The following is a 14,640-nucleotide window of genomic DNA, read 5'->3' as shown; positions in this document are numbered from 1 at the left end:
GGTCAGTTATGCCGTGCGAGGTTGGGCGGCGCTGTCAACAGAAACCGACCCGAAGGAAGAGGTGGGCGGATGATGGCCGCCACCAAGAGGCTTGTCGCGGGTGTCACCGTCGCCGCGTGCGCCGTAGCCCTGTCCGGCTGTGCGGGCGGCGAGTCGCGCCCCACCGAGGGTGCTCACGGCCCGAAGAAGGCGCAGCCCGCACCGGCCCCGAAGGCCGCGGTCCGGCTGATCGGTGACGGCTCCACGGCCTTCACCGGGGCGCAGCCGAACCTGGCCACGCCAAAGAAGCTGAAGCCCGGTCAGAAGCCCCCGCAGTTCGTGGTCTTCTCCTGGGACGGGGCCGGCGAGGACAGCCAGAAGCTCTTCTCGTACTTCCGCAAGGTGGCCAAGGCCAACAACGCCACGATGACGTACTTCCTCAGCGGCGTGTACATGCTGCCCGAGGACAAGAAGGGCCTCTACAACCCGCCTCAGCACTCGCCCGGCCGGTCGGACATCGGCTTCAACGACCGCCAGGGCATCAAGGACACCGTGGAGCAACTGCGCGGCGCCTGGCTCGAGGGCAACGAGATCGGCACTCACTTCAACGGGCACTTCTGCGGCAAGGGCGGCGGGGTCGGCCAGTGGTCCGTCGAGGACTGGAAGAGCGAGATCGCCCAGGCCAAGGCCTTTGTGAAGGAGTGGAAGTCCAACACCGGCACCAGCGAGGCCCAACCGCTCCCGTTCGACTACGAAAAGGAGCTGATCGGCGCCCGCACCCCGTGCCTGGAGGGTCAGCGGAACTTCATGCAGGCGGCGCGCCAACTCGGCTTCCGCTATGACACCAGCGGCGTCAACAACCAGCTTTGGCCCAAGAAGAAGGACGGGCTCTGGGATCTGTCGATGCAGCTGGTCCCGGTCCCGGGGCGGGCCTTCGAGACGCTGACGATGGACTACAACTTCATGGTCAACCAGTCGGGCACCACCTCGCAGGGCGACCCCGCCAAGCACGAGTACTGGGGCAATCAGATGCGCGACGGGCTGCTCCAGGGCTTCGAGCGTGCCTACAACGGCAACCGGGCCCCGCTGATCATCGGCAACCACTTCGAGTCCTGGAACGGCGGCACGTATATGCGTGCCATCGAGGAGACCATCGAGCGCGTCTGCAACAAGAGCGATGTGCGCTGTGTGTCCTTCCGGCAACTCGCCGACTGGTTGGACGCTCAGGATCCACAGGTGCTGGCGAAGATGCGCAAGCTCGGCGTGGGCCAGGCCCCGAAGCGAGGCTGGGCGGACTATCTCTCCGCCCAGCCCGCCCCGGCGCCGAAGGGTGTCCCGGGCGCCGAAGGGGTCAAGCCGGCTGGGGAGAACCGGTAGCACCGGCCAGCGTGTCTTCGCGGGTGCTCTCGCGGGTGCCCTCGCGGGTGTCTTCGCGCAGGACGAAGTCGGGGTCGACCTGGTCCGCCAGGTCGGCACCCGTCTTCGCGTTCCCCCACCCCGCGGCGTTCTTGAGATGGAAGTGCACCATCTGGCGGGTGTAGCGCTCCCAGTCCCGCCGCTCGTACGAGGCGTCGGCGGCGGCGGACATCGCCGCGAGCGCCTCGCGGTTGGGCGCTTCGAGCGCCTCGAACCGCGGCGGGCGGCCCTTCTCCATCGCCCGCACCCAGTCGGACTGCCCGACCGTCACCAGCAGGTCGTCTCCCACCTCCGCGCGCAGGAAGTCGATGTCGTCCTGGCCCTGGACCTTGTTGCCGACGACGGCGAGGGCGACGCCGAAGTCCCGGGCGTACTCCTTGTACTGGCGGTAGACGGAGACGCCCTTACGGGTCGGCTCGGCGACCAGGAAGGTCATGTCGAAGCGGGTGAACATGCCGGAGGCGAAGGAGTCCGAGCCCGCCGTCATGTCGACGACGACGAACTCGCCGCGACCGTCGACCAGGTGGTTCAGGCAGAGCTCGACCGCGCCGACCTTGGAGTGGTAGCAGGAGACACCGAGATCGGCTTCGGTGAAGGGGCCGGTGACCATCAAACGCACGGCGCTGCCGTCGAGTTCCACAGGTCGCGCGCAGGCCTCGTACACCGGGTTGTCCTCGCGCACCCGCAGCAGCCGCGAGCCCCGGCCCGGAGGCGTTGTCTTGATCATCGTCTCGGCGGAGGCGATCCGCGGGTTGCTGCCGCGCAGATAGTCCTTGATCAGCGGCAGCTGCGCGCCCATCGCGGGCAACGCGGCGGCCCGGTCCTCGGCGAGGCCGAGCGCGGCGCCCAGGTGCTGGTTGATGTCGGCGTCGACCGCGATGACCGGTGCTCCGGCGGCGGCGAGGTGGCGGATGAAGAGCGAGGACAGGGTGGTCTTGCCGCTGCCGCCCTTCCCCACGAAAGCAATTTTCATGTTCACCAAGGGTAGTGGAGTCATCGCTGTGTGCGGTTGGTCGGCGTGAAGAAGACCACTCCTTCGTGGGGTGTGCGCGTGGGGTGCGTAGGGTCGTACTTATGAGTACGCCAGCCGATCCCCTCGCCGCGCTGAGCGCCCTGCCGGGCGTGGCCGAGTCCGTGGAGTCCGTACGCAAGGCCGTGGACCGGGTTTACGGGCACCGGGTCATGCGGCGCCGCAGCAACGAGATCACCTCCGAGGCGGCGTTGCGTGGCGCGCGCGGTTCCGCCGCGCTGTCCGGGTCCGACTGGGCGCTCGAAGAGGTGCGCAGGCGCAGTGACTTCAGCGGTGACGGCGAGGCGCGCACGGTCGGTGCCGCGCTGCGGCTGTCCGCGGAGGCCGGGCAGCTGCTGTCCATCTGGCGGCAGTCGCCGCTGCGGGTGCTGGCGCGGCTGCATCTGGTGGCGGCCGGGACGCAGGAGGACACCGTGGGCCGGCCCCGGCAGGGTGCCGAGCCGGTGGATGAGCCGCTGATCGAGCTTCCGCTTCCGGGCGCCGAAGAGGTGGCGGGGCGCCTGGAGGGGCTCTCCGGGCTGGTGATCGCGGGTAGTCCGGCGCCGGCGCTGGTGATGGCGGCCGTGGTGCACGGGGAGCTGCTCGCGCTGCGGCCCTTCGGCTCGTACAACGGCCTGGTGGCGCGGGCCGCCGAGCGGGTGGTGCTGGTGGGCAGCGGCCTTGATCCGAAGTCCATCTGTCCGGCGGAGGCCGGGTACGCGGAGCTCGGGCGGGCCGCCTATGTGGCGGCGCTCGACGGTTATGCGTCCGGTACGCCGGAGGGCATGGCGGCGTGGATCGCGCACTGCGGGAAGGCGGTCGAGCTGGGGGTCAGGGAGTCGACGGCGGTCTGCGAGGCGCTGCAGCGCGGGGCGGCGTAGTCGGCGCGGGTGCCGCGGGCGAAACGGCGGCTTCTCCCCGGAATTTCCCCTGAACAGGGTTGCGGCGGTACCCGTACAGGTACCGCCGCTGGCATGTCCACCCAGTTACCAAGCGTCCTCGATATATTGCCCATCAGGTCGGGGTGCTTTGCCCGTTGCCTGGTGCGGCTGGCCCGTAATCGACGGGTCGACGTCGCGTGGGTGCTCGGCTTCCATGCTCGGTCCGTGGGGCCGTGAATGCGTTAAAGGTCTTCCTTTCGGATGTCCTTGGTCTCGCGGGCCGTTGACTCCTTTGTACTCCAGTCCTCAAGGAAGCGAAACCCCTGAGCGAAGTTCTTTACTTTTAGGTTCAAATACGGGTGAACCGGACTTCCGTGCTCAGGCGAGCGCCCGGCGTCGGCTCGTGTACCAGACCAGGCCCGCGGTGGCCGCCGCGGCACCGACGGCGGCGGCCGCCAGCAGTGCCGGGCGGGACGGAGTCGGCAGCGACGGCACGCGCTGCTTCAGCCGGACCGGGTGATGGAAGTCGAGAATCGGCCAGTCCCGCGCGAGCGCCTCCCGGCGCAGGGTGCGGTCGGGGTTGACCGCGTGCGGGTGGCCGACGGCCTTGAGCATCGGAAGGTCGGTGGCCGAGTCGCTGTACGCGTAGCAGCGCTCGAGCTCGTACCCCTCGGACTTGGCGAGCTCCCTGACCGCCTCGGCCTTGGTCGGGCCGTACGCGTAGTACTCCACCTCACCCGTGAAGCAGCCGTCGTCGCCGACGACCATGCGGGTGGCCACCACGCGGTCGGCGCCCAGGAGTTCACCGATCGGCTCGACCACCTCCGCGCCCGAGGTGGACACGATCACCACGTCGCGCCCGGCGGTGTGATGGCTCTCGATGAGCGAGGCGGCCTCGTCGTAGATGATCGGGTCGATGATGTCGTGCAGCGTCTCGGCGACGATCTCCTTGACCTGCTGGACGTTCCAGCCGCGGCAGAGCGCCGAGAGGTACTCGCGCATGCGCTCCATCTGGTCGTGGTCGGCGCCGCCCGCGAGGAACACGAACTGGGCATATGCGGTACGCAACACCGCTCTCCGGTTGATCAGTCCTCCTTGATAGAAGGACTTGCCGAAGGTGAGGGTGCTCGACTTCGCAATGACCGTCTTGTCCAGGTCAAAGAACGCCGCTGTGCGGGGCGAGGTGTGGGGCAGGGAGTGGTTTTCCACGAGCCCGAGCATAGGCGCCCACCATTCGGCGTAAGCTGTGGCGTGTGGGTTTGCCTGAGAAGGCTCTCGGGTACACCATGGAAGTCACGGATCGTTCGCGACCGTGCTAACCCGGTCTGGCTCCTCCCCCCCCGAGTCGGACCGTGGGGACGACCCCCGCTCTCCCCCCCGGCGGGGGTCGTCGCATGTCCGGGCCCGTTTGGGCCCTTCTTTTTTGCCCCGTTCCCCGTGCTCTGCGCCGGGTCGACGCCGTCTCCCATCTGCTTGGACTCGTCACGCTGCGTAGTGGTTGCGCTGCTCTGTGAAAGTCGCGCCGATGTCACTGGGATGGGTGGGCGAGATATCCACACCCTCCCTGTTGTCCACAGATTTCGACCAAGATCCACATGATTTCCGGGTTCCGCTCATGGTGATTCCGGGCCGCGAAGTCCGCGGTCCGGTTCACGGCCGCGGCCCTGTTCGCGGTCGGGTTCGCGCCATGTTCTCGGCCAAGTACGGGGGCGCGGGATTCACATGTTCACGACGGAGTTCACAGCGAGGCTCGGAGTAAGAGGGGGCGGGGGATCGTGGCTGGATCGATGACGAGTGACCGGCTGGCGGCCGACGCGGGGCAGCACAGCGGACCGCTGATCGTCACGGAGGACGTGGAGCTGCTCGACGACCTGCTGCGGCTGTGCGCCGCGGCGGGGGCGCGGCCCGAGGTGCACCACGGGGTGCCGGAGCGCAGAGGCAGCTGGGAGGCGGCCCCGCTGGTGCTGGTCGGGGATGACGCGGCGGCCCGGGTGCGTGGGGCGGTGCGCAGACGCGGGGTGTGCCTGGTCGGACGGGACCAGGACGACCCGGACGTATGGCAGCGGGCGGTGGAGATCGGAGCCGACCATGTGCTGCGGCTGCCGGACGCCGAGCAGTGGCTGGTGGACCGCATCGCCGATGTGGCGGAGGGCGTGGGGCGGCAGGCGCTGACCGTCGGTGTGCTGGGCGGGCGCGGCGGGGCCGGGGCCTCGACGCTGGCCTGCGCGCTGGCGGTCACCGCGGCCAGGTCCGGGCGGCGCACGATGCTCATCGACGCCGATCCGCTGGGCGGCGGGGTCGATGTGCTGCTCGGCGGAGAGACCGCTCAGGGCCTGAGATGGCCCGCCTTCGCCCAGTCCAGGGGACGGCTCGGCAGCGGCGCGCTTGAGGAGTCGCTGCCCGAACTGCACGCGCTGCGGGTGCTCAGCTGGGACCGCGGCGACTCGGTGGTGGTGCCGCCCGGTGCGATGCGGGCGGTGCTCGCCGCGGCGCGCAGGCGCGGCGGGGTGGTCGTGGTGGATCTCCCGCGCCGGGTCGACGAAGGGGTCGCCGAGGCGCTGGCCCAGCTCGACCTCGGCCTTTTGGTGGTGCCCGCGGAGCTGCGTGCGGTGGCGGCGGCCGGGCGGGTGGCCGCGGCGGCGGGGATGGTGCTGCGGGATCTGCGGGCCGTGGTGCGCGGCCCCTTCACGGGCGGTCTCGACGCGGTCGAGGTGGCCCGGCTCCTTGAGCTGCCGCTCGCCGGTGAAGTGCCCGAGGAGTCCGGCCTGTTGGGTTCGGATACGCCGCCCGCTGGGGCCGGGCGGGGTCCGCTGGCCCGGTTCTGTACGGCCTTCTGGAGCCGGGTTCCGGTGGAGGGCGGGTCATGAGCGCCGGGACGCGGGGGAGCGGCGAGCTGCTGGACGGGGTGCGCCAGTGGCTTGCGCGGAGCGGCGCCGAGCCGACACCGGCCGGTGTGGCCCAGGCGCTGCGGGCCCAGGGCCAGGTGCTGGGCGACTCCGAACTGCTAGGAGTGGTACGTGAGTTGCGCTCTGAGCTGGTGGGCAGTGGGCCGCTGGAGCCGCTGCTCGCGGACCCCGAGGTAACCGACGTGCTGGTCTCCGCGCCCGACCGGGTGTGGGTGGACCGGGGGCACGGCCTGGAGCTGACGCACGTGTCGTTCGAGGACGCCGGGGCGGTACGGCGGCTCGCCCAGCGGCTCGCGGCGGTCGCCGGGCGGCGCCTCGACGACGCCCGGCCCTGGGTGGACGCTCGGCTTCCGGACGGCACCCGGCTGCACGCCGTACTGCCGCCGGTGGCGGTCGGCTCTACCTGCCTTTCGCTGCGGGTGGTGCGGCCGCGGGCGTTCTCCCTGCCGGAGTTGCTCGCCGCGGGGACGGTGCCGCCCGGAGGGGACCGGGTGCTGCGCGCGCTGGTCGAGGCGCGGGCGTCGCTGCTCATCAGCGGAGGCACCGGGTCGGGCAAGACGACTCTGCTCAGCGCTCTGCTGGGCCTGGTGGGTCCCGAGGAGCGGATCGTGCTCGCCGAGGACTCCGCCGAGTTGCGGCCGGATCACCCCCATGTGGTGCGCCTGGAGACCCGGCCGGCGAACCAGGAGGGTGCGGGCCGGGTGACCCTGCGGGACCTGGTGCGGCAGGCGCTGCGGATGCGGCCCGACCGGCTGGTCGTGGGGGAGGTGCGGGGTGCCGAGGTCGTCCATCTGCTCGCCGCCCTCAATACCGGCCATGAGGGAGGTTGCGGCACGGTGCATGCCAACACCGCGGCCGACGTTCCGGCGCGCCTGGAGGCGCTGGGCACGGCGGCGGGCCTCGATCGGGCGGCCCTGCACAGCCAGTTGGCGGCGGCCCTCTCCGTGGTGCTCCACCTCGTACGGGACCGGACGGGCCATCGCCGGATCGCCGAGCTGGACGTGCTGGAACGGGACGCCGCGGGTCTGGTGGTGGCGGTTCCCGCGTTGCGGTGGGGTGCGGAGGGGTTCGTACGCGGGCCGGGCTGGGAGCGGCTGCGGGGGCTTCTCGGGGGTGCCTGGTGACGACGGGCGAGGTGGCTTCAGGGGCTCCGGTGTACGCCGCGGCGGTGTGCGCGGGGATGGCGGCCCTGTGGTTGACGGTGGGTCAGGACCGGGGGCTGCGGCGGGCGGGCCTGATGGTCGCGGGTGGCTCCACGCAGCCTGCTCCGGCCCCGGGGTGGGAGCGGGGGCTGGCCTGGGTGCGGGCTCGTGCACGGCGCGAATGGTGGTGCCTGGCGGCCGGGTTGGTGGTCGCCGCCCTGGGCGATTCGGTGGTGCCGCTGGTCCTCGGGGCGCTGGGGGTGCCGTTGGCGAGGCGGGTGCTGCGGGCCCGCGAGCGGGGACGGGAGCGGGAGGCGCGGGCCGATGCGGTGATCGTGCTGTGCGGGGCGCTCGCCGGGGAGGTGCGGGCGGGGCGGCAGCCGGGTTCCGCGCTGCTCGTCGCCGCTCGTGACTCGGGCGGGCTCGGTGCGGCCGAGGCGGCGGTGCTGGCCGCGGCGCGGTTCGGCGGTGATGTGCCGGGTGCGCTGCGCGAGGCGGCGCGGGAGCCGGGCGCGGACGGTCTGCTGGGGCTCGCGGCGTGCTGGCGGGTCGCGGTGGACCGCGGCGCCGGGCTCGCGGCGGGGCTCGGCCGACTCGAAGGGGCCCTGCGGGCCGAGCGCGACCAGCGTGCCGATCTGCGCGCCCAGTTGGCTGGAGCGCGCTCCACGGCGGTGCTGCTCGCGGTGCTTCCCGTGGTGGGCCTGGTGATGGGCACCGCGCTCGGTGCCGACCCGCTGGGTGTGCTGCTGCATACGCCGGCGGGGCTGGGGTGCCTGTTNCTCTCGGCTGCGCTCGAGCAGGGGAGACCCCATTGAGCAGGGAGGGACCCCCTTCGACGCACGGCCGAATCGCCCAAGTACGTCCAGTACGAGGGCGATCCCGCCGCACGCCGATGCACCGCACCGCGAGACATCAGCTGCTTCGCAGCGGGCGCGGGCGGGATCTGACGCGAGGGTGCGGGCGCAAGCAAGACCCGACGCGGCCGTTGACCGGGGCGGGGTGCCTACGTGGGCGGTGCCCCCTTGAGGAGTTCGGTGAGGAGGCGTACGGCGCCGCGCTTGTGCAGCGGGTCGTTGCCGTTGCCGCACTTCGGGGACTGGATGCAGGACGGGCAGCCCGCCTCGCACTCGCAGGCGGCGATGGCCTCACGGGTCGCGGTGAGCCACTCGGCCGCCGTGTGGAAGGCCCGTTCCGCGAAGCCCGCACCGCCAGGCTGGCCGTCGTACACGAAGACCGTCGGCAGCAGCGTGTCCGGATGGAGCGGGACCGAGACACCGCCGATGTCCCAGCGGTCGCAGGTGGCGAAGAGCGGCAGCATCCCGATGGAGGCGTGCTCAGCGGCGTGCAGGGCGCCGCCCAGCTGCTCCGGGTTGACCCGGGCGGCGTCGAGCTGGTCCTCGGTCACCGTCCACCAGACGGCACGGGTGCGCAGGGTGCGGGGCGGCAGGTCGAGCTTCGTCTCGCCGAGCACCTCGCCGGTGATGAGTCTGCGGCGGAGGAAGGAGACGACCTGGTTGGTGACTTCGACGGAGCCGTAGCAGAGGCGGCCGTCGCCCCAGGGGATCTCGACATCGGTCTCCAGGACGGAGATGGCGGTGGTGTCGCGGGCGGTGGTCGAGTACGGCGGGCTGGCCTCTTCGACGAGCGCGACCGAGTCCTCGAGGTCGAGGTGCCTCACCAGATAGGTGCGGCCCTGGTGGAGATGCACCGCGCCTTCGTGCACGGCCATGTGCGCGGCGGACGCGTCGACGGTGCCGAGCAACCGCCCGGTCCCGGACTCGACGACCTGGATGGGGCGGCCGCCCTCGCCGCGGATGTCGGTGAGGTCCGCGGCGCGTTCGCGGCGGGTCCAGTGCCAGGCCCTGGTGCGGCGGCGCAGCAGCCCCGCGGCCTCCAGCTGCGGCAGGAGCTCGGTCGTGGTGGGGCCGAAGAGGGCCAGGTCGTCTTCGGTCAGCGGGATCTCCGCGGCGGCCGCGCACAGGTGCGGGGCCAGGACGTACGGGTTGTCGGGGTCGAGGACGGTGGATTCCACGGGCTGCTGGAAGAGGGCTTCGGGGTGGTGGACGAGATACGTGTCCAGTGGGTCGTCGCGGGCGACGAGGATCGCCAGGGCCCCGTGGCCCGTGCGCCCGGCGCGGCCCGCCTGCTGCCACAGCGAGGCCCGGGTCCCCGGGTAGCCGGCGATCACCACGGCGTCCAGGCCCGAGACATCCACGCCGAGTTCGAGCGCGGTGGTGGCGGCGAGTCCGAGGAGTTCGCCGGAGTGCAGGGCGCGCTCCAGGGCGCGGCGTTCCTGGGGGAGGTAGCCGCCGCGGTAGGCCGCCACCCGGTTCACCAGGGACCGGTCGACCTCGGCCAGCCGCTCCTGGGCGATCACCGAGATCAGCTCGGCACCCCGGCGGGACCGTACGAACGCGACCGAGCGCACCCCCTGCACGGTCAGATCCGTCAGCAGCTCCGCGGTCTCGGCGGTGGCGGTACGGCGGACCGGGGCGCCCTTCTCGCCGTGGAGTTCGGTGAGCGGCGGCTCCCAGAGGGCGAAGACCAGCTCGCCCCGCGGCGAGGCGTCGTCGGCGACCTCCCGTACGGGCAGGCCGGTGAGCCGGCCGGCCGCTATGGAGGGGTCGGCCGCGGTGGCCGAGGCGAGCAGGAACACCGGGTCCGCGCCGTAGCGGGCGCAGAGGCGGCGCAGGCGGCGCAGCACCTGGGCGACATGCGAGCCGAAGACGCCGCGGTAGGTGTGGCACTCGTCGATGACGACATAGCGCAGAGCGCGCAGGAAGGAGGACCAGCGGGGGTGTGAGGGGAGGATGCCGCGGTGCAGCATGTCCGGGTTGGTCAGGACGTAGTTGGCGTACTGGCGTACCCATTCGCGTTCCTCGACGGGCGTGTCCCCGTCGTAGACCGCGGGCCTGACGGCATGCCCCAGGGGATCGGCCAGCTCCTTCACGGCCCGGCACTGGTCGGCGGCCAGCGCCTTGGTGGGGGCGAGATACAGCGCCGTCGCGCCCCGCCCGTTCGGAGCCTCGGACCCGTCGAGCAGCGTAGTGAGGACCGGCATCAGATAGGCGAGGGACTTGCCGGACGCGGTGCCGGTGGCGACGACCACGGACTGGCCGTCCAGGGCGTACTCGGCGGCGAGCGCCTGGTGCGCCCAGGGGTGCTCGATGCCCCGCTTCTGGACGGCGGCGATGACCTCGGAGCGGATGCGGTCGGGCCAGACGGCATGGCGACCCGCCCGCGGGGGCAAGTGCTCCGTATGAGTGATGCGCGAAGCCCGGCTCGCCCCTGCGGTCAGCCGGTCCAGGACCGTACGCGGGGAGGTGCGCTCGCGGTCGCCCGCCGGGGTTCGATCGGGACGGTGATTCTTGGCCATCGGCATCGAGTGTGTCACTGGCGTGACGGACAATGGTCCCAAGGCGTCGTGCACACGTGCCGTTAAGTGATTGAATGCCATCGCGGCTGGCGATCCCCCAGGCCTGAAGCTCAGGCAGCCACGGGGTGATTGCTCGATAGCAAGGTGCTGGAGGATCCGTGGACCTGTCCCTGTCGACCGAGACCGTGGGCGATCGCACGATCGTCAGGGTCGGTGGCGAAATCGATGTATATACCGCGCCCAAGCTGCGGGAGCAGCTGGTCGAGCTGGTGAACGACGGCAGCTTCCACCTCGTCGTCGACATGGAGGGCGTCGACTTCCTCGACTCCACCGGACTCGGCGTGCTGGTGGGCGGCCTGAAGCGAGTGCGGGCCCATGAGGGCTCACTGCGCCTGGTCTGCAACCAGGAGCGCATTCTGAAAATCTTCCGCATCACCGGCCTGACCAAGGTGTTCCCGATTCACACCTCGGTCGAGGAAGCGGTGTCGGCCACCGACTGACGGCCGAAGCCCCGGGTCGGTGGCCCGGGGCGGCAGGAGCAGGGGGGTACCGGGCCATTGGCCCGGCCCCTTGAAAGCACGCTCACATGTCCAAGGGGGATGCATGGCCACCGTGGAACTCCGCTTCAGTGCGCTGCCCGAGCATGTCAGAACCGCCCGTCTGGTGGCGGCGGCGGTGGCGCGCCGGGCCGGGGTGGACGAGGCCGTTCTCGACGAGGTCAGACTCGCCGTCGGGGAAGCCTGCACCCGTGCCGTCGGGCTGCACCAGAGCCACGGCGTGCTGGCGCCGGTGCGGGTGGTCCTGATCGAGGAGGAGAAGCAGTTCTCCATCGAGGTCGGCGACGAGGCGCCACACGGCAATGGCAACGGCCCCGGGGTCTCGCAGCCTCAGGCGCACGCCGCCGATGACCTGGAGCCCGAGGGCGAGGACGAGATGGGTCTCGCCGTTATCAGCGGCCTCGTCGACGATGTGGAGGTCAGCGCCGACGAGACCGGTGGGCTGATCAAGATGAGCTGGCCGACGGCGCCCGCGACGCTGTTGCCCTGATCCGTCACCTCTGAAGGCCCTGTTGAACAGGGCCTTTTTTGCTGCCCGCACATCAGTGCTAGATCAACGATCAAGCGTCAACGCTTTTGAGGCATTACCGCTTTCGGGTTCGATCTGTGGGCGCGATCATTTGCTGATGAGCACGTGAAGGCCAATTCTGTTTGCCGCCCACTGTTTTGATCAGGTCAAGCTCCCTACAATCCGTCCACATCTTGAGCTCAGCCCCAGCGTCAAGGAGGACGAATGACGGGGCTTTCTACCCCTCATCAGTTTGACCACCCTTCAACCTTCGCAGCCGCAGTTCTGACCGACGACAACCGCCTCATCGTGTTCGCCATCGGGGCGGTCGCGCTCGCCGCGCTCGTCGTCGCCGGCGTCCTGGTACGCCAGGTCCTCGCGGCCGGCGAGGGCACCGAGAAGATGAAGGAGATCGCGGCAGCGATCCAGGAAGGTGCGAACGCCTACCTGACCCGGCAGATGCGCACGCTCGGCGTATTCGCCGTCGTCGTGTTCTTCCTGCTCATGCTGCTGCCCGCGGACGACTGGAATCAGCGCGCCGGACGTTCGATCTTCTTCCTGATTGGCGCGCTCTTCTCGGCGGCCACCGGCTATATCGGCATGTGGCTCGCCGTCCGCAGCAATGTGCGTGTGGCGGCGGCCGCCCGCGAAGCGACCCCCGCCGAAGGCGAACCGGCAAAGGACCTCACCGAGGTCTCCCACAAAGCCATGAAGATCGCTTTCCGTACAGGCGGCGTCGTCGGCATGTTCACGGTGGGGCTCGGTCTGCTGGGCGCCTCCTGTGTGGTGCTCGTCTACGCGGCCGACGCGCCGAAGGTCCTGGAGGGCTTCGGTCTCGGCGCGGCGCTGATCGCGATGTTCATGCGTGTCGGAGGCGGCATCTTCACCAAGGCCGCCGACGTCGGCGCCGACCTGGTCGGCAAGGTCGAGCAGGGCATTCCGGAGGACGATCCGCGCAATGCCGCGACCATCGCCGACAACGTGGGCGACAACGTCGGCGACTGCGCCGGCATGGCGGCTGACCTCTTCGAGTCGTACGCCGTCACGCTGGTCGCCGCCCTGATCCTCGGCAAGGTCGCCTTCGGCGACTCCGGACTGGCCTTCCCGCTGATCGTTCCCGCGATCGGTGTGATCACGGCGATGATCGGCATCTTCGCGGTGGCGCCGCGCCGCGCGGACCGCAGCGGGATGACCGCGATCAACCGCGGGTTCTTCATCTCCGCGTTCATCTCCCTGGCCCTGGTCGCGGCCGCGGTCTACGCGTATCTGCCCGGCACCTACGCCGAGCTGGAGGGCGTCACCGACGCGGCGATCCAGGCCAAGGGCGGCGATCCGCGCATCCTCGCGGTCGTCGCCGTCGCCATCGGCATCGTCATGGCCGCGGTGATCCAGCAGCTGACCGGATACTTCACCGAGACCACCCGGCGCCCCGTCAAGGACGTCGGTAAGTCCTCGCTGACCGGTCCGGCCACCGTCGTACTCGCGGGCATCTCGCTGGGCCTGGAGTCGGCCGTCTACACCGCGCTGCTGATCGGCCTCGGCGTCTACGGCGCGTTCCTGCTCGGCGGTACGTCGATCATGCTGGCGCTCTTCGCGGTGGCGCTGGCCGGGACGGGGCTGCTCACCACGGTCGGCGTCATCGTCGCCATGGACACCTTCGGCCCGGTCTCCGACAACGCCCAGGGCATCGCCGAGATGTCCGGCGACGTCGAGGGCTCGGGCGCCCAGGTGCTCACCGACCTGGACGCCGTCGGCAACACCACCAAGGCCATCACCAAGGGCATCGCTATCGCCACCGCGGTCCTCGCGGCGGCGGCGCTCTTCGGCTCGTACCGCGACGCCATCGCCACGGCGGTCAGCGACGTGGGGGCCAAGGCCACCGAGATGAACCTGAGCATGGACATCTCACAGCCCAACAACCTGGTCGGCCTGGTGCTGGGCGCCGCGGTCGTCTTCCTCTTCTCGGGTCTCGCGATCAACGCGGTGTCGCGGTCCGCGGGAGCCGTGGTCTTCGAGGTGCGGCGGCAGTTCCGCGAGCACCCCGGGATCATGGACTACACCGAGAAGCCGGAGTACGGGCGCGTCGTCGATATCTGCACCAAGGACGCGCTGCGCGAGCTGGCCACACCAGGGCTGCTCGCCGTGCTGACGCCGATCGCGGTCGGCTTCACGCTCGGCGTCGGCGCGCTCGCCTCGTTCCTGGCGGGCGCGATCGCCACCGGTCTGCTGATGGCGGTCTTCCTGGCCAACTCCGGTGGCGCGTGGGACAACGCCAAGAAGATGGTCGAGGACGGCAAGCACGGCGGCAAGGGCAGCGAGGCCCATGCCGCGACTGTCATCGGCGACACCGTGGGCGACCCGTTCAAGGACACCGCGGGCCCCGCGATCAACCCCCTGTTGAAGGTGATGAACCTGGTGGCGCTGCTCATCGCGCCCGCGGTCGTCCAGTTCAGCTACGGCGACGACGCGAGTGTCGGCGTACGGGCGACGATCGCGACTCTCGCGATCGTGGTCATCGCCGGAGCGGTCTACGTCTCCAAGCGGCGCGGTATCGCCGTCGGCGACGAGGGAGACTCCCAGCGGGCTGAGTCAGTTTCGGCGGTGGTTTCCTGACCTTTGGTCGGTTACCGCTCAACAGACGGGCGGACGGCGCTTCTTGATGCGCCGTCCGCCCGTCTTGTGTTGCGTGAGCTACTCTCGGCTTGGTGCAAATGGCTTCAATAGGGTACTAAGCGGACCTTCGCCAAGCGGTTGTCGCCCACTTGGNTTTCACGGGGGGGACGGCGCTTCTTGATGCGCCGTCCGCCCGTCTTGTGTTGCGTGAGCTACTCTCGGCTTGGTGCAAATGGCTTCAATAGGGTACTAA

11 protein-coding genes are annotated in these 14,640 nt (G+C 70.5%); 8 read left to right on the top strand and 3 right to left on the bottom strand.

The annotated features are described in order from the left end of the window. Positions 1 to 72: 72 nt before the first annotated feature. Positions 73 to 1,356, top strand: a complete 1,284-nt coding sequence (locus tag U9R90_RS15260; RefSeq protein ID WP_411056979.1) for a hypothetical protein — start codon at positions 73 to 75, stop codon at positions 1,354 to 1,356. On the opposite strand, the gene U9R90_RS15255 is transcribed toward U9R90_RS15260, so the two are convergent. Next, positions 1,331 to 2,368 carry an ATP-binding protein gene (locus U9R90_RS15255; RefSeq protein ID WP_411056978.1) on the bottom strand — a complete coding sequence of 346 codons (1,038 nt, stop codon included), beginning with the start codon at positions 2,366 to 2,368 and terminating at the stop codon, positions 1,331 to 1,333. The two genes, U9R90_RS15260 and U9R90_RS15255, sit on opposite strands and share 26 nt — an antisense overlap. A 101-nt stretch (positions 2,369 to 2,469) precedes the next feature. Here U9R90_RS15255 and U9R90_RS15250 point away from each other — a divergent pair, with 101 nt between their 5' ends. Then, positions 2,470 to 3,285 carry an oxidoreductase gene (locus U9R90_RS15250; RefSeq protein WP_411056977.1) on the top strand — a complete coding sequence of 272 codons (816 nt, stop codon included), beginning with the start codon at positions 2,470 to 2,472 and terminating at the stop codon, positions 3,283 to 3,285. A 378-nt stretch (positions 3,286 to 3,663) separates the two neighbouring features. On the opposite strand, the gene U9R90_RS15245 is transcribed toward U9R90_RS15250, so the two are convergent. Then, a complete protein-coding gene (locus tag U9R90_RS15245) occupies positions 3,664 to 4,506 on the bottom strand; it encodes an HAD family hydrolase (RefSeq protein WP_411056976.1) in 843 nt (280 codons plus the stop codon). Between the two features lie 566 nt (positions 4,507 to 5,072). Here U9R90_RS15245 and ssd point away from each other — a divergent pair. From ssd to U9R90_RS15230, 3 genes are read left to right on the top strand one after another with little or no spacing between them, the layout of a single operon-like run. After that, positions 5,073 to 6,152, top strand: a complete 1,080-nt coding sequence (gene ssd, locus U9R90_RS15240; RefSeq protein WP_411056975.1) for a septum site-determining protein Ssd — start codon at positions 5,073 to 5,075, stop codon at positions 6,150 to 6,152. Next, positions 6,149 to 7,315 (top strand): TadA family conjugal transfer-associated ATPase, encoded by a 1,167-nt coding sequence (locus tag U9R90_RS15235; protein WP_411056974.1) that lies wholly within the window; start codon positions 6,149 to 6,151, stop codon positions 7,313 to 7,315. Before ssd ends, U9R90_RS15235 begins: the two co-directional genes overlap by 4 nt. Then, positions 7,309 to 8,148 (top strand): type II secretion system F family protein, encoded by an 840-nt coding sequence (locus U9R90_RS15230; protein WP_411057752.1) that lies wholly within the window; start codon positions 7,309 to 7,311, stop codon positions 8,146 to 8,148. Before U9R90_RS15235 ends, U9R90_RS15230 begins: the two co-directional genes overlap by 7 nt. A gap of 188 nt (positions 8,149 to 8,336) precedes the next feature. Here U9R90_RS15230 and U9R90_RS15225 read toward each other — a convergent pair whose 3' ends face one another. After that, positions 8,337 to 10,790 carry a DEAD/DEAH box helicase gene (locus tag U9R90_RS15225; protein WP_411056973.1) on the bottom strand — a complete coding sequence of 818 codons (2,454 nt, stop codon included), beginning with the start codon at positions 10,788 to 10,790 and terminating at the stop codon, positions 8,337 to 8,339. A 77-nt stretch (positions 10,791 to 10,867) separates the two neighbouring features. On the opposite strand from U9R90_RS15225, the gene bldG reads away from it, so the two are divergent. The 3 genes from bldG to U9R90_RS15210 all read left to right on the top strand — a co-directional run bounded on the left by bldG (position 10,868) and on the right by U9R90_RS15210 (position 14,387). Further along, complete coding sequence (gene bldG / locus U9R90_RS15220) at positions 10,868 to 11,209, top strand: anti-sigma factor antagonist BldG (RefSeq protein WP_156725607.1); 342 nt, start codon at positions 10,868 to 10,870, stop codon at positions 11,207 to 11,209. 103 nt (positions 11,210 to 11,312) lie between these two features. Beyond that, complete coding sequence (locus U9R90_RS15215; RefSeq protein WP_411056972.1) at positions 11,313 to 11,756, top strand: ATP-binding protein; 444 nt, start codon at positions 11,313 to 11,315, stop codon at positions 11,754 to 11,756. 243 nt (positions 11,757 to 11,999) lie between these two features. Next, complete coding sequence (locus tag U9R90_RS15210; protein ID WP_411056971.1) at positions 12,000 to 14,387, top strand: sodium-translocating pyrophosphatase; 2,388 nt, start codon at positions 12,000 to 12,002, stop codon at positions 14,385 to 14,387. Positions 14,388 to 14,640: the final 253 nt, after the last annotated feature.

The sequence above is a fragment of the Streptomyces sp. E11-3 genome, assembly GCF_046540415.1.
Classification (GTDB): domain Bacteria; phylum Actinomycetota; class Actinomycetes; order Streptomycetales; family Streptomycetaceae; genus Streptomyces.
This window is presented reverse-complemented; position numbering and strand designations above follow the sequence as displayed.